The organism is Natronococcus sp. (assembly GCF_047921035.1).
Lineage (GTDB): Archaea > Halobacteriota > Halobacteria > Halobacteriales > Natrialbaceae > Natronococcus.
Genome location: NZ_JBLRWX010000065.1, coordinates 1 through 21296, shown reverse-complemented (window position 1 = coordinate 21296; position 21296 = coordinate 1). Strand labels below are relative to the sequence as shown.

At 67.1% G+C, this 21296-nt stretch carries 22 protein-coding genes and 1 tRNA gene; 15 read left to right on the top strand and 8 right to left on the bottom strand.

Annotated features, from left to right (window positions below):
* The coding region (aglJ, locus tag ACNA7R_RS13445) for an S-layer glycoprotein N-glycosyltransferase AglJ (protein WP_416284070.1) at positions 1-775 on the top strand (775 nt) is incomplete at its 5' end.
* A gap of 12 nt (positions 776-787) precedes the next feature.
* Here the strand turns inward: aglJ and ACNA7R_RS13440 are convergent.
* Complete coding sequence (locus tag ACNA7R_RS13440; RefSeq protein ID WP_416284069.1) at positions 788-1117, bottom strand: hypothetical protein; 330 nt, start codon at positions 1115-1117, stop codon at positions 788-790.
* 176 nt (positions 1118-1293) lie between these two features.
* Between ACNA7R_RS13440 and ACNA7R_RS13435 the strand changes: the two genes are divergently transcribed.
* Positions 1294-1503 carry a ribbon-helix-helix domain-containing protein gene (locus tag ACNA7R_RS13435; protein ID WP_005559900.1) on the top strand — a complete coding sequence of 70 codons (210 nt, stop codon included), beginning with the start codon at positions 1294-1296 and terminating at the stop codon, positions 1501-1503.
* Positions 1504-1557: 54 nt separating this feature from the next.
* On the opposite strand, the gene ACNA7R_RS13430 is transcribed toward ACNA7R_RS13435, so the two are convergent.
* Entirely contained in the window at positions 1558-1980 is a 423-nt protein-coding gene (locus ACNA7R_RS13430) for a hypothetical protein (protein WP_416284068.1), read from the bottom strand.
* Between the two features lie 40 nt (positions 1981-2020).
* Positions 2021-2704: a hypothetical protein gene (locus ACNA7R_RS13425; protein ID WP_416284067.1), complete on the bottom strand. Its 684-nt coding sequence runs from the start codon at positions 2702-2704 to the stop codon at positions 2021-2023.
* Between the two features lie 161 nt (positions 2705-2865).
* Here ACNA7R_RS13425 and ACNA7R_RS13420 point away from each other — a divergent pair, with 161 nt between their 5' ends.
* Positions 2866-3558, top strand: a complete 693-nt coding sequence (locus tag ACNA7R_RS13420) for a VOC family protein (protein ID WP_416284066.1) — start codon at positions 2866-2868, stop codon at positions 3556-3558.
* 53 nt (positions 3559-3611) lie between these two features.
* On the opposite strand, the gene ACNA7R_RS13415 is transcribed toward ACNA7R_RS13420, so the two are convergent.
* Together ACNA7R_RS13415 and ACNA7R_RS13410 are read right to left on the bottom strand one after the other, a co-directional pair.
* A complete protein-coding gene (locus ACNA7R_RS13415) occupies positions 3612-3902 on the bottom strand; it encodes a DUF5779 family protein (RefSeq protein WP_416284065.1) in 291 nt (96 codons plus the stop codon).
* Between the two features lie 126 nt (positions 3903-4028).
* The gene (locus ACNA7R_RS13410; protein ID WP_416284064.1) at positions 4029-4484 is read right to left on the bottom strand and encodes a ferritin-like domain-containing protein; all 456 of its coding nucleotides are present in this window, start codon (positions 4482-4484) and stop codon (positions 4029-4031) included.
* Between the two features lie 130 nt (positions 4485-4614).
* Here ACNA7R_RS13410 and ACNA7R_RS13405 point away from each other — a divergent pair, with 130 nt between their 5' ends.
* The 10 genes from ACNA7R_RS13405 (at position 4615) to ACNA7R_RS13360 (ending at position 16504) form a co-directional block, all read left to right on the top strand.
* Positions 4615-5208, top strand: coding sequence for a winged helix-turn-helix transcriptional regulator (locus tag ACNA7R_RS13405; protein WP_416284063.1), 594 nt, complete (start codon positions 4615-4617; stop codon positions 5206-5208).
* A gap of 434 nt (positions 5209-5642) precedes the next feature.
* Entirely contained in the window at positions 5643-6875 is a 1233-nt protein-coding gene (locus tag ACNA7R_RS13400) for a LeuA family protein (RefSeq protein ID WP_416284071.1), read from the top strand.
* A 326-nt stretch (positions 6876-7201) separates the two neighbouring features.
* Positions 7202-9022, top strand: a complete 1821-nt coding sequence (ilvB, locus tag ACNA7R_RS13395; protein ID WP_416284062.1) for a biosynthetic-type acetolactate synthase large subunit — start codon at positions 7202-7204, stop codon at positions 9020-9022.
* Positions 9019-9687, top strand: coding sequence for an acetolactate synthase small subunit (ilvN, locus tag ACNA7R_RS13390; RefSeq protein ID WP_416284061.1), 669 nt, complete (start codon positions 9019-9021; stop codon positions 9685-9687). Before ilvB ends, ilvN begins: the two co-directional genes overlap by 4 nt.
* Positions 9680-10732 (top strand): ketol-acid reductoisomerase, encoded by a 1053-nt coding sequence (ilvC, locus tag ACNA7R_RS13385; RefSeq protein WP_416284060.1) that lies wholly within the window; start codon positions 9680-9682, stop codon positions 10730-10732. The genes ilvN and ilvC overlap by 8 nt, the downstream gene beginning before the upstream one ends.
* Before the next feature lies 1 nt (position 10733).
* Complete coding sequence (locus tag ACNA7R_RS13380) at positions 10734-11039, top strand: hypothetical protein (RefSeq protein WP_416284059.1); 306 nt, start codon at positions 10734-10736, stop codon at positions 11037-11039.
* Positions 11036-12460 (top strand): 3-isopropylmalate dehydratase large subunit, encoded by a 1425-nt coding sequence (leuC, locus tag ACNA7R_RS13375; protein ID WP_416284058.1) that lies wholly within the window; start codon positions 11036-11038, stop codon positions 12458-12460. The genes ACNA7R_RS13380 and leuC overlap by 4 nt, the downstream gene beginning before the upstream one ends.
* Positions 12460-13101 (top strand): 3-isopropylmalate dehydratase small subunit, encoded by a 642-nt coding sequence (gene leuD / locus ACNA7R_RS13370; protein ID WP_416284057.1) that lies wholly within the window; start codon positions 12460-12462, stop codon positions 13099-13101. The genes leuC and leuD overlap by 1 nt, the downstream gene beginning before the upstream one ends.
* Positions 13102-13190: 89 nt before the next feature.
* Positions 13191-15446, top strand: a complete 2256-nt coding sequence (locus ACNA7R_RS13365; protein WP_416284056.1) for a S8 family serine peptidase — start codon at positions 13191-13193, stop codon at positions 15444-15446.
* A gap of 77 nt (positions 15447-15523) precedes the next feature.
* Entirely contained in the window at positions 15524-16504 is a 981-nt protein-coding gene (locus tag ACNA7R_RS13360; RefSeq protein WP_416284055.1) for an isocitrate/isopropylmalate dehydrogenase family protein, read from the top strand.
* A 28-nt stretch (positions 16505-16532) separates the two neighbouring features.
* Here the strand turns inward: ACNA7R_RS13360 and ACNA7R_RS13355 are convergent, their stop codons facing one another.
* Both ACNA7R_RS13355 and dph5 read right to left on the bottom strand, forming a co-directional pair.
* Positions 16533-18428: a polysaccharide deacetylase family protein gene (locus tag ACNA7R_RS13355; protein ID WP_416284054.1), complete on the bottom strand. Its 1896-nt coding sequence runs from the start codon at positions 18426-18428 to the stop codon at positions 16533-16535.
* Positions 18429-18561: 133 nt separating this feature from the next.
* The gene (dph5, locus tag ACNA7R_RS13350) at positions 18562-19335 is read right to left on the bottom strand and encodes a diphthine synthase (RefSeq protein ID WP_416284053.1); all 774 of its coding nucleotides are present in this window, start codon (positions 19333-19335) and stop codon (positions 18562-18564) included.
* An 87-nt stretch (positions 19336-19422) separates the two neighbouring features.
* Between dph5 and ACNA7R_RS13345 the strand changes: the two genes are divergently transcribed.
* Both ACNA7R_RS13345 and ACNA7R_RS13340 read left to right on the top strand, forming a co-directional pair.
* Positions 19423-20403, top strand: a complete 981-nt coding sequence (locus ACNA7R_RS13345) for a class I SAM-dependent methyltransferase (RefSeq protein ID WP_416284052.1) — start codon at positions 19423-19425, stop codon at positions 20401-20403.
* An 83-nt stretch (positions 20404-20486) separates the two neighbouring features.
* Positions 20487-20560: transfer RNA gene (locus ACNA7R_RS13340), tRNA-Thr, on the top strand.
* Positions 20561-20833: 273 nt separating this feature from the next.
* On the opposite strand, the gene ACNA7R_RS13335 is transcribed toward ACNA7R_RS13340, so the two are convergent.
* A partial coding sequence (locus tag ACNA7R_RS13335) for an IS66 family transposase (protein WP_416284051.1) occupies positions 20834-21296 on the bottom strand: 463 nt, incomplete at its 5' end.

Here is a 21296-nt window from a genome sequence, read left to right as displayed (position 1 = left end):
GGTGTTTACCCAGAACGGCGACGGGAAGGGACAGGCCGTTCGGGAGGCCCTCGAGTACGTCACCGTTCCGTACGTGTTGATGGTCGACGGCGACGGCACCTACGACCCGGCCGACGCGGATCGGATGCTCGAGCCGCTCTCGCGGGGGTACGAACACGTCATCGGGAACCGCTTTGCGGACATGGACGACGACGCGATGGCCGCCCTGAACGGGTTCGGAAACCGACTGATCAACCGTTCGTTCCGGCTGATCCACGGCGCCGAGTACGACGACATCCTCTCGGGGTACCGGGCGTTTACGACCGAGTCGTTCGAGCGGCTCTCGCTCGATTCGGACGGGTTCACGATCGAGACCGAACTCGCCGTCGAGTGTGTCAAACACGGGGTCGACACGACGGTCGTCCCCGTCAGTTACAGCGCCCGCCCCGATGACTCGGAGACGAACCTCCATCCCCTGAAAGACGGCGGCACGATCGTGCTGGCGCTGTACTCGCTGGCGAAGACGAACAACCCGCTGTTCTACTTCGGAAGTCTCGGCGCGGCGAGCATCGCCTCCGGCGGCGTCGTCGCGATGTACGTCCTCTGGCAGTGGATCCAGTACCAGCAGGGCCACGAGATCCTGGCGGTCGTCTCGGCGGCCGCCATCCTGCTCGGGGTACAGCTGCTCATGTTCGGCGTGCTCTCGGACATGCTCGTGACGCTGCACCGCGAACAGCGCCGACGGCTCGAGCAGATCACGCGGGCCGAGCGCGAACGGGACCGAGACGACGAGTAGCGAACGGAACGGCTAGAACGGCAGCATCGATCGAAACTGCTGGACGACGCCGTTCGAGTTCTGTCGGCGGTACTCTTCGAACGGTTCGTGGAGCGCGTTCAGCAGCTGCTGGCGCGAGTCGAACCGTTCCTGGTCGGTCTCGGCGAGCATCTCGCCGAGGGCGACGTCGTTTCCGTGGACGTCGTACGAGATCCGTTCGTGGCCGAGTTCGGCGTCGACGTCGTCTCTGGTCGCCGGAAACGAGAGCTCCGAGCGCCTGAGACGCGCGTCGACGGCGGCGATTCCGAAGTCGACGCTCTCCGGCTCGTCGTCGTCGTCGTTCGATGGTGGCCTGACTCCCATACCCTGCAGTACAACGCCGCATATCAAAACCGCTGCGGAGACGGTCGGCGATCCGTGAGCTGTCGAGCGCGATCGACGACCGTTCGGACGTTCGACCCCGCCTCGAGTCGCGAGACGCGCTCGAGGGCACCGTCAGGTGGCGACACGTCTTTGGGGACCGCGCCGGAGTATCCGGTATGGTCGAGTACACCACGGTTTCGATCCCGAAGGATCTGGCCGACCGCGTCGACGAAACGATCGAGGGGACGAGTTTCCAGAGCACCAGCGACCTGGTCCGGTTCCTGCTCCGAAGCATCGTCATCCAGCACCAGCGACAGGGCGAGCTGACCGAGGCCGAGTTCGAGGAGATCACCGAACAGCTCCGCGGACTGGGCTACCTCGAGTAGCGCGGCCGTTCGTCGGGGCGGGCTCGAGCCGCCGGTCTCGTACGGCAGTCGGTCTCACTCCCGGAGCGACCGCTCGGGCGCTCTGGCGTCGATGACGTCGAGAGGCTGGCGCTCGCCGAACCGATCGAAGGCGCCGAACGACGACTCGTCGACCTCCCAGGGCGGGACGGCGACGAAGACCACCTGTGCGAGGTCGTCGCGTTGCGTTACCTCGAGTTCCCTGACGGGGTGGGAGACGAACTGGCCCTGTGCCTGTCGGGCCGGCGTCGAGAGGTCGACGCCGAACACCGCGTTGACAGCGTTCCCGGGGTCGGGAAGGAAGAAGTCCGTAAAGACCGGCGTCTCGGGCGGGAGCCCCTCGGCTCCCTCGAGTTCGCCGGCCGGCGTCACCGAGACGCCCGTTCTGACCCGATCCGGATCGGCGTCCTCGGCCAGCTCGAGCAACACCTCGACGAGGGCGCGGGTAACGTAGACCACGCCGTACACATATGCGCCCACGACAGTTAGCTGTATCCCATCAGAACGGCAACAGCTTTCGCCCCGTCTTGGCGTACAGCAGCGGGGCCCGCGTCCGCGACTGAGAGAGGGCGGTCTCGAGGGCCGTCGTCGCGTCGGTCAGCACGCCGGCGCCGTGGCCGACGAGCACCCGGTCGGGGACGAGGTCGCCGAGAGCCTCTCGCGGCGGAATCGCCCGTCGCATCGGGTGGACGCCGAGGCGTTCCCCTCTGGCGACGAAGTAGTCGGCGGTACCGACCGACTCCGGGACGACGAGCGTCCTCCCCTCGGGGTCGTAGAGGGCGACCTCCTGCCAGAACCGGCTGTCGACGACCGTTCGCGCCTTGAACCCCGTATCGGCCAGTTCGTCGCCGAAGCGAACGACCGGCGCCTCGAGCTCCTCGGAGACGCCCTCGAAGAACGCCGGGAGGTACACCGGCACCTCGTGGCGGTTCGCGACGTCGGCGGCGTCGCGCGCGTGTCGATCCAGCGTGACGACCACGCCGCGGACCTCGCCGAACTCCGCGAGGAGGGCGTCGATTCCCTCGGCGTCGACGGGGTCGATCACCCACACCTCGCCCTCGTGCTCGAGGGCGTGGCTGGCCCGCTGCATCTCCTCGTCGGGATGGGCGATCCAGCCGACGCCGCCGTCGAACCGATCGATCTCGGCGAACTCGGTCGCGCGCTCGTCGACGCGAAATGGCATGGGCGGCGGTACGCTCGCTCGCGTCATAAACCTGGACGAACCCGCCGATTCCGCCGGTTCGTCGCCGATCATCCGCCGCCGAGTCGCTGCCGCGCCGCCCCCGACGCCGCCGAACCCGGAACGGCGACGCTTCTATGCTCCCACCCCGTGTACGGGAGACCATGCTCACCGGCCTCTCCCGGCTCGCGCTCGAGGTCAAGTACCTCGAGCCGGCGCGGCGGTTCTACGCGGAGACGCTGTCCCTGCCCGTCCGCAAGGACGGCGAGAGCGAGGTCGTCCTGGCCGCGGGCGAGACCGACCTCGTCCTCCGGCGACCCGAATCGGTTCCCCGGGGCGGACTTCACACCCACTACGCCCTCTCGATCCCCACCGGGGAGTACGACGAGTGGTGGGACCGCCTGAGCGCCGAGTACGACCTCAAGGAGGCTCAGTTCGGCACCTCGCGGTCGCTGTACCTGTACGATCCCGACGGGAACTGCGTCGAACTCGGCCAGCGCGACGTCGAGGGGCCGGGGATCGACGGCCTCTTCGAGGTCGTCCTCGAGGTCGAATCCCTCGACCGAGCCCGCGAGTTCTACGAGGCGCTGGGCTTTCGAACCGTCGACGTCGGCGACGACCGCAAGCGGGTGCGGCTGAACGGCCCGATGGCCCTCGAGCTGTGGGAACCCCACCTCGGGATCGCCGACGGCCGCGGCGGCGTCCACGTCGACCTCGGGTTCGAGACCGACGATCCGGGGGCGGCCCTCGAGGCGGTCGAGGACCGCGTCACTCGAGTCGAACGGGAGACGGACGCGGAGGTCGCGGTTCGCGACCCCGACGGCCACTGGCTGACGTTTCGAGCGGATGGCGCCTGAACTGAGCGGTGCGGTTCAGAAAACGAAGAGCACGGGAGCTACGTCTCGAGTCGTTACAGCCGGTCGGTGTTGACGTCGATCCCCGGCGGCGTGACGACCAGAAAGCCGCGGAAGTGGATGAGGTTCCCGCCCGACTCCTTGACGTCGCGGGCGAAGCCGGAGGCGAGTTCGTTGACTTCGCCCTCGACGCAGAGGACGAGCACGTTCCCCGACGAGACCGCCTCGAGCCACTCCGCGGACGGCGTCGTCCCGTCGAGGATGCCGAGGACGATTTCGCCGTCGAGCTCGAACTCCTCGTCGATGTGTTCCTCGACGGTTCGCAGGTCGAGATCGAAATCGCTCATACGGCTCTCCTCGGAGCGCGCCGAGAAAAACATTCGCTTCGCGTTGTATGGACTGCTGTACGTCACTGGAGATGCAATCGCAAGCCATCCTGCGATTGCGTCGGTAAATAGTTACAGCAATCCGTATCAGTCCCGAGGGAACTCCTTTTTGAATCCACGGAACTGGGTCCGGTGGGCCTCCTCGTCGGCGAGGATCGTCACCGCGACGTCCTCGGTGATCGGGTCGTTCGCGTCCTCGGCGGCCTCGAGCAGCGACCGGTACGTCTCCAGGGCGTCCTCCTCGGCCTCGAGGACGCCGTCGATCACCGACTCGACGTCGGTGGTGTCCTCGGGCGGTTGCAGACTCGACTGACTGGCCTCGAACGACTCCGAGCCGGGCGGGGACCGGTCGAGCTGCTTCAGCCGGTTGCCGAGCAGCCGCGCGTGCTCGAGCTCCTCGTCGACGTCGGCCTCGAGGCTCGCCTTGACCTCCTCGGCGTGGACTCCGTCGAGCACGATGGCGTTGGTCAGGTAGTTCATCACGGTCTCGAGTTCGTCGATGTAGGCCTCCGTCAGGAGGTCCGTAACGTCGTCTGACGTCATTGCCAGCCGCCCTACCACGACCGGGGATTTAGTTCTCACACGCTGCGCGTAGACGCGTGATCGAGCCGCGATTCCGCCGCCCCGTCGGGCTCGCGGTACACTCTTGGCGCGCGCCTGCCAACCACCGTCCATGCGCGAGCTCGACGAGACGGACCTCGAGATCCTCGAGTTGCTGGCGAGCGACGCCCGGCGGCCGTACAAGGAGATCGCCGACCGGGTCGGCCTGACGCCGCCGGCGGTGTCGGATCGCATCTCCCGGCTCGAGAGCCAGGGGATCATCCAGGGGTTTACGATCGACGTCGACCGCGAGCGACTCCACGGCGAGGTCTCGGTGCTGGTCGACCTCGAGCCGGCTCCCGATGCGGTCGACGACGTCTACGCGGCTGCGGGCGAACTCGAGGGTGTCGAACGCGTCTTCGAGGGGGTCGACGGCCGCGTCCTGGTTCACGCGACGATCGCCGACGGCGACGTCCGCTCGTGGCTCGCCCGCGAGGTCGATCTCGCTTCCCTGACCGGGTACGACGTCACGCTGCTCAACCGGTCGGCCCGCGTCTCGGCGCTGTCGGCGACCGGGTTCGCCCTCGAGTGTGTCGTCTGCGGGAAGCAGGTCACCGGCGACGGCGTGACGGTGACGGTCGACGGCGAGATCAAGACGTTCTGCTGTTCTTCCTGCGAGGATCGGTACCTGAGCCGGTACGAGTCCCACCGGGACGCCCTCGAGTGACCGTTTCGACCCCGAGCGGTGAGCCTCTCGGACCGGGCGAAGCTGCAACACGTACGAATCCCCGTCGGTAACGGGTCGGTTCGTCCCGGGAAATTGTTCCTCTCTCGACTCGTGTCCCGAAATATACGAACAACTGGACGATAGTCCAAAGACGTCCCGCGTGGTGGTTTCTTACTGACCGACCGTCCACCGGGAAGCGCGCGCCAGCCGGACCGAGTTATTTTCGAGTATATTCGGATGGATTGTAGGCGCTCGAGCGACCGATCTCGGGGTCGACTCGCGGAGCGAGCAGTATGATAATAGGATATCAGTCCGATAATAGGGCGTTGATGTCTTGCGATTTTCTGCTATCGTTGGACTTCTGTGAGGGTTGACACGACGTCTCATCCCGCGTGCAGCGTCAGCTTTATATACGTCGTCGGTCCTCGGATCGGATACAATGTCTTCACAAGGCAACCCGACCTCTGACACCAGTCAGGGGGGTCGAGTTCTTCCAGGGCACGTTAGATTCCACTGACGAAATCGAGTCAGCACGTGTCTTCGATACGACGCTGCGGGACGGCGAACAGTCGCCCGGGACGTCGTTCTCCTACGACGATAAACGCGAGATCGCCGCGGTTCTGGACGAGATGGGCACCCACGTTATCGAGGCCGGGTTCCCCGTCAACTCCGAGGCCGAGTTCGAGGCGGTCCGTGACATCGCTTCCTCGACGTCGACGACCACCTGCGGGCTGGCCCGCGTCGTCGACGACGACATCGAAGCCGCACTCGATTCCGGCGTCGAGATGGTGCACACGTTCGTCAGCACCAGCGACGTCCAGATCGAGGACTCGATGCACGCGACCCGGGAGGACGTAGTACAGCGCGCCGTCGAGTCGGTCGAGCGGATCACGGAAGCGGGGGCGACCTGCATGTTCTCGCCGATGGACGCGACCCGAACGGACGAGGCGTTCCTGATCGACGTGATCGAGGCCGTCTCGGAGGCGGGAACGGACTGGATCAACATCCCGGACACCTGCGGCGTCGCCACGCCCAACCGATTCCGGGCGATGATCGAGAAAGTCTGTGCCCACACCGACGCGCGGGTCGACGTCCACACCCACGACGACTTCGGGCTGGCGACCGCCAACGCCCTGTCGGGGATCGAGGCCGGCGCCGACCAGGCGCAGGTGTCGGTCAACTCGATCGGGGAACGGGCCGGCAACGCCGCCTACGAGGAGTTCGTGATGGCCGTCGAGTCGGTCTACCAGTGCGACACGGGGATCGACACGACTCGCATCATGGAACTCTCCGAGATCGTCGAGGAGAAGAGTTCGATCGAGACGCCGGGGAACAAGCCCGTCGTCGGCGACAACGCCTTCTCCCACGAGAGCGGGATCCACGCCGCCGGCGTCATCGAGAACTCCGACACCTTCGAGCCCGGCGTGATGACCCCAGAGATGGTTGGCGCGACGCGTCGACTAGTCATGGGGAAACACACCGGGACCCACTCGGTCCGCGAGCGCTTGGAGGAGCGCGGGTACGAACCAACCGACGACGAGGTGCGGACGGTAACCCGCCGCGTCAAGGACTACGGCGCCGAGAAGCGCCGCATCACGGTCGACGACCTGGAGCGGTTCGCCGAGGAGGCCGGCGTCGAGCGCCGGCGAGAGGAGGTGCAGATCTGAGGGATGGCCCCCTCGTTTGCTACCGGTCGGGAGCCCCGGCTATGGCGCCGCCGTTCCCGCCAGCGTTGCCCGGGACGAAACTATTATGATAGTCGACGCTCCTACGAGTGGAGTAATGACGGATCGCGCTCCAGCATCGGTTCGCACTCGCGACACCGACGGCAGCGCGCTCGCTCACATTCGTATTGTAGGGGCCCACTAGCCCCTCACCAACTCCTTCCTCGACCCCGGCCCGTATCCGTCGCACCGACCACCGAGCGACCAGCAACTCACCAGATGACACCAGCAAGCGCACCGGACCGCCGAGAGGCGACAGGAGGTAATCGATGAGCGAACGCGCACCACCGGTTACCGCGACCGAGGAACAGCACGACGACCAGGAGACGCGGGAGGAACCGCCGGAGTCGGCCCCGACTGAGGACGTCACCGACGACGCGGCGACCGACGCCGAGCCGACCCCCGTCACGACGGGCGCCGAGTCCGTCGTTCGCGCGCTCGAGAACGCGGGCGTCGAACACGCCTTCGGGGTGCAGGGCGGCGCGATCATGCCCGTCTACGACGCGCTGTACGACTCCGAGATCTACCACGTGACGATGGCCCACGAGCAAGGGGCCTCCCACGCGGCCGACGCCTACGGTATCGTCTCCGGGGAGCCGGGAATCTGCCTGGCGACCTCGGGGCCGGGCGCGACGAACCTCGTCACCGGCCTGGCCGACGCCGACATGGATTCGGATCCGGTCGTCGCACTGACCGGCCAGGTGCCGACGGAGTTCGTCGGCAACGACGCCTTCCAGGAGACCGACACCACCGGCGTCACGATGCCGGTGACGAAGACCAACACGTTCTCGAGCGAGCCCGATCGAGTCGGCACGGACGTCAGCGAGGCGTTCGCGCTCGCCAGCGAGGGTCGACCGGGTCCGACGCTGGTCGACCTGCCGAAGGACGTCACGAACGCAGAAACCGACCGCGAGCCCGACGAGCCGCGGACGCCCGACACCTACGAGGTCCAGGAGCGAGCGGACCCCGAGATCGTCGCGGCCGCAGCCGAGCGCGTCGAGAACGCCAGTCGACCGATCATGCTGCTCGGTGGCGGCGTGATCAAGGGCGAGGCCAGCGAGGTCTGTCGCGAGTTCGCGACCGAACACGAGATTCCGGTCGTCACGACGATGCCCGGAATCGGGGCGTTCCCCGAAGATCACGAGCTCTCGATGGAGATGGCCGGCATGCACGGTACCGGGTACGCCAACATGGCGATCACCCACTGCGATGCGATGGTCGCCGTCGGCACTCGCTTCGACGACCGGCTCACCGGCGGCATCGAGACCTTCGCACCCGACGCGGAGATCATCCACGTCGACATCGATCCAGCCGAAATCTCGAAGAATATCCACGCGGACTACCCGCTGATCGGCGACGCCGGCACCGTCGTCTCCCAGCTGGCCGAGGCCGTCGACGAGTCGCCACAGGCGACGAAGTGGCGCGCCCAGTGCCAGCAGTGGAAGTCCGACTACTCGATGGCCTACGAGGCCCCCGAGGACGAGCCGATCAAACCGCAGTTCGTCGTCGAGGCTTTAGACGAGGCCACGAGCGACCGCGCGATCGTCACCACCGGCGTCGGCCAACACCAGATGTGGGCCTGCCAGTACTGGACCTACACCGAGCCACGCACCTGGGTCTCGAGCCACGGCCTGGGCGCGATGGGCTACGGCCTGCCGGCGGCGATCGGCGCCCGCTTCGCGGCCGACGACGACCAGGAGGTCGTCTGCATCGACGGCGACGGCTCGTTCCTGATGACCCTGCAAGGGCTGTCGGTCGCCGTTCGCGAGAACTTAGACATCACGGTCGCCGTGCTCAACAACGAGTACATCGGGATGGTCCGCCAGTGGCAGGACGCCTTCTTCGACGGGCGCCACTCCGCCTCCGACTACGGCTGGATGCCCGAGTTCGACACGCTCGCCGAAGCCTTCGGCGCGCAGGGCTTCCGGATCGACGAGTACGACGAGGTCGCGGACACGATCGACGCCGCGCTGGCCTACGACGGTCCCTCCGTGATCGACGTCCACATCGATCCGCAGGCGAACGTCTACCCGATGGTTCCGAGCGGGGGCGACAACGGCCAGTTCGCGCTGGCGGAGGACCAGCTATGACACGAGAGCAGGGCCTCGACGGACCCGCTCCCGGGGAGCGACCCACCCCCGCGGGTCGGCGCAACAAACAGGGGATTCGCATCGACCCCGAGGTCGAGGCGAAACACGAACCTCGACGGACCGTCATCTCGGCGCTGGTCGAACACGAACCCGGCGTGCTCGCCGAAGCCTCGGGACTGTTCTCGAGGCGGCAGTTCAACATCGAGAGTCTGACGGTGGGCCCGACCGACGACGAGGACCGCGCGCGGATCACGCTCGTCGTCGAGGAGCCCGACCCGGGGATCGACCAGATCAAAAAGCAGCTGCGCAAGCTGATCCCGGTGATCGCCGTGCGGGAACTCGAGCCCGACGCGATGCGCCGCGAGCTCGCCCTGGTGAAAGTCAACGCCGAACGGCCCGACCAGGTCGCCGCCGTCGCGGACATGTACGACGCCAAGACCGTCGACTCGAGCCCCGAGACGGCGACGTTCGAGATCACCGGCGCTCGCCAGAAGATCGAGGCCGCGATCGAGACGTTCTCCCAGTTCGGTATCCGCGAGATCGCCCGAACGGGGACGACCGCGCTCGCGCGCGGCACCGACGACACCGCGGCACCCGCGCCGGCAGAATCGACCGCCAACGAGGCGAACAACACCCCCTACACCCAACCAGCAGACGATGACTGACGACGAATTCACCACCGAGATCTACTACGAATCGGACGCAGACGAATCGCAGCTCGACGACGTAACCGTCGCCGTCCTCGGCTACGGCAGCCAGGGCCACGCCCACGCGCTGAACCTCCACGACAGCGGCGTCGACGTGGTCGTCGGCCTGCGCGAGGACTCCTCCTCGCGCTCGGCCGCGGAAGCGGACGGACTCGAGGTCACGACGCCCGTCGAGGCGGCCTCGCGTGCACAGATCGTCTCGATGCTGGTCCCCGACACGGTCCAGCCACACGTCTACGAGCAGATCGAGGACGAACTCGAGGCCGGCGACACGCTCCAGTTCGCCCACGGCTTCAACATCCACTACAACCAGATCCAGCCCGCCGAGGACGTCGACGTGACGATGATCGCGCCCAAGACGCCCGGCCACCTGCTCCGACGTAATTACGAGAACGGCGAGGGCACCCCTGGGCTGCTGGCGGTCTACCAGGACGCGACCGGCGACGCCAAGGCGGAAGCGCTGGCGTACGCCAAGGCGATCGGCTGTACGCGGGCCGGCGTCGTCGAGACGACGTTCCGCGAGGAGACCGAGACCGACCTCTTCGGCGAGCAGGCCGTCCTCTGTGGCGGCATCGCCGAGCTGATCAAGGTCGGCTACGAGACGCTGGTCGACGCGGGTTACAGCCCCGAGATGGCCTACTTCGAGTGTCTCAACGAGATGAAGCTCATCGTCGACCTGATGTACGAGGACGGGCTCGGCGCGATGTGGGACTCGGTGTCCGACACCGCCGAGTACGGTGGGCTCACCCGCGGCGAGCGGGTCATCGACGACCAGGCCCGACAGAACATGGAGGAGGTCCTCGAGGAGGTCCAGAACGGCGAGTTCGCCAACGAGTGGGTAACCGAGAACCAGGCCAACCGCCCGGTCTACACCCAGCTCAACCAGGCCGAGAAGGACCACGAGATCGAGGAGGTCGGCGAGCGCCTCCGCGCGCTGTTCGCCTGGCAGGAGGAACAGGAATCGGAAACCGAGGACGAGCGGGAGAAAGTGCAAGCGGATTAGAATGAACCGAAGGAACGACACCGAATCGGACGACGACTCGATGCGCGCGGTCAGCCACACCAACCCCTACACCGGCGAGACGGCCGGGCGGCTGTTCAGCCGCGGCCCGACGGTCGTGGCCGACGGCGGTCGGCGCAACGGTGCCGACGACGAGAACCCCGCCGCGACGGACCCGCGGGCGGATGCCGAGGAGACGATGAAAACCGTCGATCACACGCCGCCACAGGGCGCCGACGACGCGAACGACGTCTTCGAGCGGGGCAACGAGCACGGCCGCGACGACGAACGGGGAGTAACCGACGTATGAGCGAGGGCACGCTGTACGACAAGGTCTGGGATCGTCACAAGGTGACGACGCTGCCGACCGGACAGGACCAGCTGTTCGTCGGCCTCCACCTCATCCACGAGGTCACCAGCCCGCAGGCCTTCGGCATGCTCCGCGAGCGGGACCTCGAGGTCGCCTACCCCGAACTCACCCACGCGACGGTCGACCACATCATCCCGACGGCCGACCAGTCCCGGCCCTACGCCGAGGACGCCGCCGAGGAGATGATGAGCGAACTCGAGCGCAACGTCCGCGAGGCCGGGATCGAGTTTTCGGACCCGAACTCGGGCGACCAGGGAATCGTCCACGTCGTCGGCCCGGAGCAGGGGCTCACCCAGCCCGGCAAGACGATCGTCTGTGGCGACTCCCACACCTCGACTCACGGCGCCTTCGGCGCGCTCGCGTTCGGGATCGGCACCAGCCAGATCCGGGACGTCCTCGCGACGGGCACCCTGGCCTTCGAGAAGCAGAAGGTACGCAAGATCGAGGTCGACGGCGAACTCGGCGACGGCGTCGAGGCGAAGGACGTCATCCTCGAGATCATCCGCCGGCTGGGCACCGAGGGCGGCGTCGGCTACGTCTACGAGTACGCCGGCTCGGCCATCGAGGACCTGGGGATGGAGGGTCGGATGTCGATCTGTAATATGTCGATCGAGGGCGGCGCCCGCGCGGGCTACGTCAACCCCGACGAGACCACCTACGAGTGGCTCGAGGAGACCGACTACTTCCGGGAGAACCCGGAGAAGTTCGAGGAGCTCAAGCCGTACTGGGAGTCGATTCGATCGGACGAGGACGCCGAGTACGACGACGTCGTGACGATCGACGCCGACGAGCTCGAGCCGGTCGTCACCTGGGGGACGACCCCGGGCCAGGGGATCGGTATCACCGATCCGATTCCGGCGCCCGAAGACCTGCCCGCGGACAAGCAGGATACCGCACGGCGCGCCCAGGAACACATGCGCGTCGAGCCCGGCGAGACGATGGCGGGGTACGACATCGACGTCGCCTTCCTCGGCTCCTGTACGAACGCCCGCCTGCCGGACCTGCGTCGCGCGGCCCGCATCGTCGAGGGACGGGAGGTCCACGACGACGTCCGCGCGCTCGTCGTGCCCGGCAGCCAGCGCGTCCAGGAGGCCGCCGAGGAGGAAGGCCTGAAGGACGTCTTCGAGGCGGCCGGCTTCGAGTGGCGCAACGCCGGCTGTTCGATGTGTCTGGGCATGAACGAGGATCAGCTCGAGGGCGACGAGGCCTGCGCCTCGTCCTCGAACCGGAACTTCGTCGGCCGCCAGGGCTCGAAGGACGGCCGGACCGTCCTGATGAACCCGCGGATGGTCGCCGCGGCGGCGATCACCGGAGAAGTGACCGATGTACGTGAGCTGCCGGAAGCGGAGGTGACCGCCTGATGACTGACGCAGACGAGGTCGAGATCCCCGAGGTCGACTCCGTCTCCGGCTCGGGCATCCCGATCCGGGGCAACGACATCGACACCGACCAGATCATTCCCGCGCGGTTCATGAAGGTCGTCACCTTCGACGGACTGGGCGAGTTCGCCTTCTTCGATCTCCGGTTCGACGAGGACGACGAGCAGAAAGACCACCCGTTCAACGAGGAGCGGTTCCAGGACTCCTCGGTGATGGTAGTCAACTCGAACTTCGGCTGTGGCTCCTCGCGCGAGCACGCCCCGCAGGCGCTGATGCGCTGGGGGATCGACGCCATCATCGGCGAGAGCTTCGCCGAGATTTTCGCGGGCAACTGCCTCGCGCTCGGCATTCCGACCGTCACGGCCGACGCCGAGACGATCGAGAAGCTCCAGGACTGGGTCGATGAGAACCCCGACGGCGAACTCGAGATCGACGTCGCGGCCGAGACCGTCACCTACGGTTCGAAGACGATCGACGTCACCGTCGACGACGCCCAGCGCAAGGCCCTGGTCGACGGTGTCTGGGACACGACGGCGCTGATGAAGTCCAACGCAGGTGCGGTCCGCGAGACCGCTCGAGCGCTGCCGTACGTCGAGTCCGAAGCGATTCCCGAAGCCGAGTAGGAGTCTCCTTTTCCCCCGCGCCGTCCCGATCGCGTAGCGATAGGTAACGGCCGATCATATTTAGTATATTGAATCTCTAAACTGTACTAATGTCTCCGGGATCGGTAGCCGACCGTCTCGCGACCCGACCGAGAGCCGTCCTTCTCGCGCTCGTGCTGGTCGTGGGGCTGGTCCCGGGAACGGCGGTCGGAACGACCGCCGACGGCGTCGGAACGGACGTCGAGGTCGACGACACCGCCGCGGAGGTGTCGATCGATCCCGCACTCGAGGACGCCGAGGGCGAGGTCACCGTCTTCGTTCACCTCGAGTCCCCGCCACCGGACTCGATCGACGGCCTCGCCGATCGGAAGGCGCACGCCGAGGCGAGCCACGAGCGGTTCGCCCGCGAGGTCGCCTCGAACGACGCGGTCACCGTCGAACGGGAGTTCTGGCTCACCACCGCCGTGGTCGCGACGGTCGACACCGACCGGATGGATCTCGAGACACTCGCTCGGGCCGACGGCGTCACCGCGATCAGCGCGAACGAGGCGGTTTCCGGCGCGACCGATCGAGCGGTCGACGCCGACGCGGACGTCGACGGAGAGGCGTCCGGGTCGGACGGCCCCTCGGCCGGACTCGAGCAGCTAAACGTCCCCGAGGCCTGGGACACCTACCGGACGAGGGGCGAGGGGACGTCCGTCGCGGTTCTCGATTCGGGCGTCGACGGCGACCACCCCGATCTCGACGTCGCCGAGTGGCGCGACTTCGGCGACGATCCCTCGGACGAGCCGATCGCCTACGACGACCACGGCACCCACGTCTCGGGGGTCGCCGTCGGAGGGAACGAGAGCGGAACGCAGATCGGCGTCGCGCCGGATGCCGACCTCTACCACGGCGCCGTGATGACTCACTGTGGGGGTGAGGACTGCGTCGGCTACCAGCGCGACATCATCGCAGGTCTCGAGTGGGCCGTCGAGGAGGACGCGGACGTCATCGTGTTGAGCCTGGGGATCGAGGGGTACAACGCCGGGCTGCTCGAGGCCATCGAGAACGCGAACGACGCCGGGACGCCGGTCGTCAGCTCGGCCGGCAACCAGGGTGCGGGAACCTCGACGTCGCCGGGCAACCTCCACGCGACGACCAGCGTCGGCGCGGTAAACGGGGAGGGTACCGTCCCCGAGTTCTCGAGCAGCGAGGAGATCGAAACGGCCGAGACGTGGGGTTCGGGCGCGCCGGATCACTGGCCCGGCTCGTATGCAGTTCCGACCCTCGTCGCGCCCGGGGTCGACGTCACGAGTACCGCTCCCGGTGGCGGGTACACGACCAAGAGCGGCACCAGTATGGCCGCGCCCGCGGCCGGCGGGGCGGCCGCGCTCGTTCAGTCCGCGACGGCGACGACCCTCGGCGCCGCGGAGCTCGAGGCGGCGCTGGTCGAGACCGCGGTCGGCGGCGACGGCCAGCGCGGCGGCCACGGGATCATCGACGTTCCGGCGGCGATCGAGCGAGCCGGCTCGTACTCGACGATCGAGGGAACGGTAACCGATACCGTCACCGGCACTTCCCTCGAGCGCGCGACCGTCACGGCCATCGCCGGCGACGCCCGCCACGAGACGACGACCGACTCGGACGGCGCGTTCGAACTCGAGGGGCTCGAGGGCGACCGGGAGTACGAGGTCGCCGCCGAAGACGCCGGCTACGAATCGGCGTCGGAGACGGCGTCGCCGCCGACTGACGGATCGGCGACCGTCGATCTTTCGCTCGCCGGCAGCGGGACGATCGGCGTCGGCCTCGCGGACGAGCGATTCGGAGCGCCGGTCGACGACGGAACGGTCGCGGCGACGGGACCGACCGGCACGTACCCGGGCGAGCGAACGGACGACGGTCACTACCGGATCGACGACGTTCCCGGCGGGGAAGAGTACGCGCTCGAGGTAGACGCCCCAGGACGCCTCGCGGACGAGCGAACGGTCGCCGTCGCGGACTCGGACACTCGAACGGAGGCGTTCGACATGCGAGGCGATTCGACCCTCGAGATCGTCGTCGAGACCGCGGACGGAAACCCGGTCGAGAACGCGTCCGTCGTCGTCGAGTCCAAGTCGGGGGCGACGTTCGAGCCGGACGGCCGCACGGCCGCGGACGGGACGCTCGAGGTCACCGTTCCCGGCAGCGGCGAGCGCTACACGGTGACGGCTTCGGGATCGGCGCTCGAGACGACCACCGTCGAAACCGGACCGGTCGACGAGGGGACGACCGAGACCGTGGTCGTCGCGCCCTCCGAGAGCGGTTCGGCCGGGCCGAGTCCGTTCGTCCTCGCCGCGGTCGGGGTGCTCGTCGCGGTCGGCGTCGCGCGGCTGGCGCGCTCCTGACTCGGATTCCGCCCCGCAGGCGGGCAGTTCTCGTGGTATTCGATACCCTCTTTTTCCCCGGCGCGCGAGAGTCCGTCATGACTCACGAGATCGCCGTCGTTCCCGGTGACGGAATCGGCCAGGAGGTCACACCTGCAGCGGTCGACGTACTGAGCGCCCTCGAGATCGACTTCGAGTTCACCGATGCCGAGGCCGGCGACGCGGTCGCCGAGGAGACCGGCGACCCGCTTCCCCAGGAGACGTACGACCTGGCCGCGTCGGCCGACGCGACGCTGTTCGGCGCGGCCGGCGAGACGGCCGCGGATGTTATCCTGCCACTGCGGGAGGCGGTCGGCTCGTTCGTCAACGTTCGCCCCGCGACCGCGTATCCGGGCGTCGACGCCGTCCGACCCGAGACCGATCTGGTCTTCCTCCGGGAGAACACCGAGGGCGTCTACGCAGGTCACGAGGATCGACTCACCGACGACGTTGCGACGCTGACCCGCGTGACGACGGAGACGGCCTCCCGACGGCTCGCGGAGTTCGCCTGCGAGTACGTCCAGCAAGGCGATCACGACGGCTTCACGATCGCCCACAAGGCCAACGTGATGCGCGAGACGGACGGCCTCTTCCGCGAGACGGTCGCCGACGTCGCCGACGACGCGGGCGTCGCGACCGACGAGGTGCTGATGGACGCCTTCGCGACGAAGGTCTGTCTCGAGCCCGAGCAGTTCGACGTCGTCGTCTGTCCGAACCTCGCGGGCGACGTCCTCTCGGATCTCGCCGCGGGGCTGGTCGGCGGGCTCGGCCTGCTCCCCTCCGCGAACGTCGGCCCCGATCGGGCACTGTTCGAACCCGTCCACGGCACCGCCCCCGACATCGCGGGGGAGGGTGTCGCGAACCCGGCCGCGGCGATCCTCTCGGCCGCGATGTTGCTCGAGTACCTCGAGTACGACGCGGAGGCCGCCGCGGTCCGGTCGGCCGTCGAGGCGACTCTCGAGGAGGGGCCCCGAACGGGCGATCTGGGCGGCAACGCCGGAACCGAGGACGTGACGAACGCGATCATCGACCGGTTATAAAAAGCGGCTCTTCGAACCGACGAGCGCCTCAGGCCGAGTCGGCGCCGAGCGTCCAGTCCCCGTCGGCCTCGACGTTGATCCAGACCGTTCCGCCGGCCGCGTAGGAACGGGAGCTGTCGAACGACCCGGTCTGATTGACGAGCTGCTCTCGGCTGCCGTCCGCGCCGTAGCCGTCGACGACGAACGTCCCGTCGCCGTCGTGGGTCGGCGACAGGGAGACGCCGCCCTGGGTCCAGAGCGGACCGACGTACCCCGAGCCCGACCCCGACGCCTCGACGGGGAGGTCCTCGAGGTCGTCGCCGTGAACTTCCGGCTGGCTGAGGTCGATCGACCAGTCGCCGTCGGCCTCGATCTCGAGCGTCGCGGAGCCGCCGCCGACGGTCGCGACCGATTCGCCCGTCGCGTTTCCGGACGTCGTCAGAGTGTTGCCGTCGAGTTCCACGACGAACTCGTCGTCCCCGTCGTGGGAGAACTCCGCGACGACGAGCCCCTCGTCGAGTTCGACGGTCTCGCTCCCGGAGCCGTCGCCGTCGAGCTCGTGGGACTGACCCGACTCGAAGATCGTCCCTTCGGGGCGCTCGATCGTCTCCTCCTCGGTACCGTGTACCTCGTACTCGCCGTCGACGAGATCGGAGGGTGTGATGACGTCGAGGCCGCGGTTCTCGAGGTGGTCGAGCAGGTGCTCGAACTCGTCGAGGGTCATCTCGCTGCCCTCGGGGTCGTCCGTATCGACGATCCGTTGCATGCGCAACACGGTGAGCTGGTTGTACTGATCGGCGAGATTGATGTGGCGGCGCACGCCGCTGTGAAGCGAGGGCCCCCAGACGTGGGGGATCATGTGGCGCTCCGTCGGCGGCATCGTGCTCGGGCAGGACCCGAACAGGAACGCCGTCTCGTGGAGATCCCTGACGACCTCGTAGGTCTCCTCGCTCATCCGGTCGTCGGGGACGAGCAGGTGTCGCGCCCCCTGCTCGAAGCCCTGCTCCTCGAGCATGTTCTTTGAGTTCTCGAGGACCGTCCGCTGTCGGTCCTGGGGCGAGTCCGAGAGCGCCGTCGTGGTCGTCGGGTTCGAACAGATGTCCCAGCCCCGGTCTTGCAGTTCCTGAAGCTGCGTGACGTCCATCCGACCGCTCTCGCCGATCGCCTCGGGCGGGAGCGGGACGGCCCCGGCCCAGCCGCGCTCCTCGAGCATGTCGGCCGCGATATCGTACTGTGACTCGTAGCCGCCGTGGAACAGGAGGATGGCCTTCCCGTTGTCGACGGAGTCGACCTTGCGCAGGTCGTCGACGACCATCTTGATCGGACGCCCGTCGTTCGTCGCGAGGATGTTGATCGCGGTGACGTTCGACAGATCCGGCTCGTCGTCGGGTTTGTGTTCGTACCCGCAGTCGAGCCGGAACCAGCCCGTGAACTCCCCGGGAACGGTCCGAACCGTCGTGAGGCGGCTCTCCCGGCCCGGTGCGATGAACTCCACGACGATCCGGTTTGCCGACTCGGGTTTGACTGCGACCGAGACGTCGCTGTCGGTGAGGTCGATCGCCTCCGAGAAGTAGACGGTCAGCCCCGCCGACTCGCCCTCCTCGTCCTCGATGACGGCGGCCTGTGTCCCGCGGCGCGCCTCCTCGGACGACACCGAAACTTCGCCGGTTCGTCGGGTCGGCTCCTCCTCGAAATCGGCAAGCAGTTCACCGTCGTCGATCGCGGGCCACAGCGTCTCGCCGCCGCCGTCCCCACCGTCGTCGGCGTCGTCGCCGTTCCCGTCTCCGTTTCCGTTGCCGGAGTCGTCACCGTTCTCACCGTTACCGCCGTTTTCGTCTTCGGACAGGAAGTCCGTACAGCCGGCGAGCGTCGCCGACGTTGCACCGACGGCGGCCAGCAGTCGCCGTCTGGACGACCCGAATCCAGTGTTGTTGCCGTTATCCATGTGTGGTCTGAACGTTCCGTACCTGTATACTTGTTAATAGAGGTACTAAACCTTCTTCCCGAAAGGACAGTATCCGAGAGCGATCGGTGCGGAGACGCTTATCCGTTCGCTAACAGTTCGCCCGCTGGCGGTTTCAGACGATATCGAGAGCGTCCCTGTCGACGCCGGCTAACTCGACGAGCGCGTCGGCCTCGAGGAGGTGACACTCGCCGGGGACGACCAGCAGGTGCAGCGGGTCGCCGAACGACCGCCGTGCGAGTTCGGTCATCGTCCCGGCCGCGACGAGGGGGTCGGGACTGCCGGCTCGAGCGACGACGACGCCGACGAGATCCGGGTAGACTTCGGCCAGCAGCTCGGCGCCGACGTCGGCAGTCATGTACTCGTCGCGCTCGGCCTTAATATCCAGATAAACGACGGTGTGGTGGCCGTCCGCGCGGTTCGCGTCGATCGTCTCGGTCACGCTCGCGGGGAGCCCGTCGGCGCCGTGAGCGTAGGGGAACGGAAGCGTCGTCGCCTTCCCGAACCGGTAGTTCTGCAGGCCGGTCAGCGAGCTGGCGGCCGTCTGGGCCGTCACGCCGTGGATCACCCGCGTCTCGACCCCGCGGTCGTGGGCGCGCAGCCGGAGGTCGACGTGGGTCGTCGAAATCATCGTATCGCCCGCCGTCAGGAAGGCGACGTCCTCGCTCTCGGCCGCGGCGAGCACGTCCTCGGGTTCCTGTTCGACGCCCGCTCGATCGCGGACCTCGATCGAGACGTCGTGTGCGTCCTCCAGCCCCTCGACGGTCGTCCCGAGCAGCTTGCTGGTGTAGAACTCGGCGTAGGCCCGGTCGGCCTCTCGCAGCGCCTCGCGGCCCTCGACGGTGATCGACCGCTCGTCGTAGAGCCCGAGCCCGATGAAGGTGAGCATGGCCGTCGGTAGCGCGAGCGGCCGCTATAACCTTTCGAGTCCGGGGGGAAGCGTCAGCGTTAGGAGCCGCGGTCGGCGAGTAGTGGTATGGAGGTGCCGTGTGTCCGCGTCGAGCGCGAGGCCGGGGAACGGACGCGAGCGAGCCTCGCCGAGGCGGACCTGATCGACGACGACTACGAAATTTCCGTCGCGGACGGCTGGCTCTACGTTCCGGTGACCGATCCCGACGCGGTCCCCGACGAGTACGAGACGGTCGAGCGAGCCGTCGACGAGCGCCGGAGCCAGACGACTCCCGCGGAGCTACTCGAGTTCGAGCCGTCCTACGAGCGCCTCGGGGAGGCCGCGTTGCTCGACGAGGACGATCCCGAGCGCGCGCGAGCGATCGCCGACGCGATCCTCGAGTCGGATCTCCCCGTCGACACCGTGCTGAACAAGGCCTCGAAAGTCAAAGGCGAGACGCGGGTTCGGGACTGGGAGCTGCTCGCGGGCGAGGGCACCGAGGTCGTCCACCGCGAGTACGGCTGCGAGTTCGCGCTGGATCTCGCCGAGGTGTACTTTTCGCCGCGGCTGGCGACCGAGCGCCACCGGGTCGCCGAACAGGTAACGGAAGGAGAGCGCGTGTTCGACATGTTCGCCGGCGTCGGCCCCTTCGTGATCCCGTTCGCGAAACGCGGCGCCGAGACGGTCGGCGTCGACGTCAACGAGACCGCGATCGAGTACCTCCGGGAGAACGCCCGCCGGAACGGCGTCGAGGACCGCGTCACGGCGATCTGCGACGACGTCCGCGAGGTCGCTCCCGAGTACGAGAACTGGGCCGACAGGATCGTGATGAACCTGCCCCACAGCGCCGACGCTTTCCTCGAGTCGGCGGTGACGATCGCGGGCGAGGTCTGTACGCTGCACTACTACGACATCCAGCACGAAGACGATCCGTTCGGTCCCGGCGAGCGCGCGATCCGCGCGGCCGCCGAGCCCGAGTACGAGGTGACCGTCGAGACCCGCCACACGGTCCGTTCGTACGCACCGCACGAGCTGAACGTGTGTCTGGACGTCCGACTCGAGCGGTAGCGCGAGTCACGTAACCGTCTCACATGACCGTAACGATTCGCAATCCTTATGCCGGCTATCGCTCGTACAAATAAACGCACCTCGCCGGTGTAGCTCAGACTGGCAGAGCGAATCCTTCGTAAGGATTAGGTCGAGGGTTCAAATCCCTCCACCGGCTTCAGGAAAAAGGGTTCAAGTCCTACAATCTTCTGTTTGAATCCTATCGGACAGCTCTGCTCGTTATTCACACCTATCCTTGCTGGAATAACTCCTCAATTCGGTTTTGAAGATGTGCAAAAGCCTGCTCAGCTTCCCCCACCGTTTCTACCCCCGTAATCGACACGACCCCATTTGAAGGAATAGTAATCAAACAATCCAGTTCTTCCGGCCAATAGAATAAAAACGGGGTAGTTGGATAGCGTGACCAGGATTCACCGGCCAGTGATGCCTCTCATCCTGATCTGAGTTCTTTCCCACCGAGGATGGACTGGAGCTGTTCAGGCGGATCAAGTCCTCGCCGTTTCCACGTAGCCAACATGGTCGTGATCGTCTCGTGAATCTGGACCCCTTCGGCTGAGCGAAGGGTCCGGAACATTTTCCGCAGCACCACTTGCTCGCGCAGAGCGCGCTCTGCGCGATTATTCGTCGAATCGACGTCTGGCTCCGTGACAAACGTCAGCCAATGCCCTAACCCGTTCCTGATCTTCTCGACCAACTTCTGGACCTCCTGTGACTCATAATCCTCCCTGATCAGGCCTTCCAGGTGTAACGACGCCTCCGCCCGCTTCTGCTCGCGGGCGGAGGCGGGCGGGTCCTCCTCGTCGAATGCTGTTAAGTCGTCGTGGAGATCGTGCAACTCCGCAGAGAGCCACTCTGCTTCCTCGTACCGTTCAGCAACGTATTCCGCCTCCCGC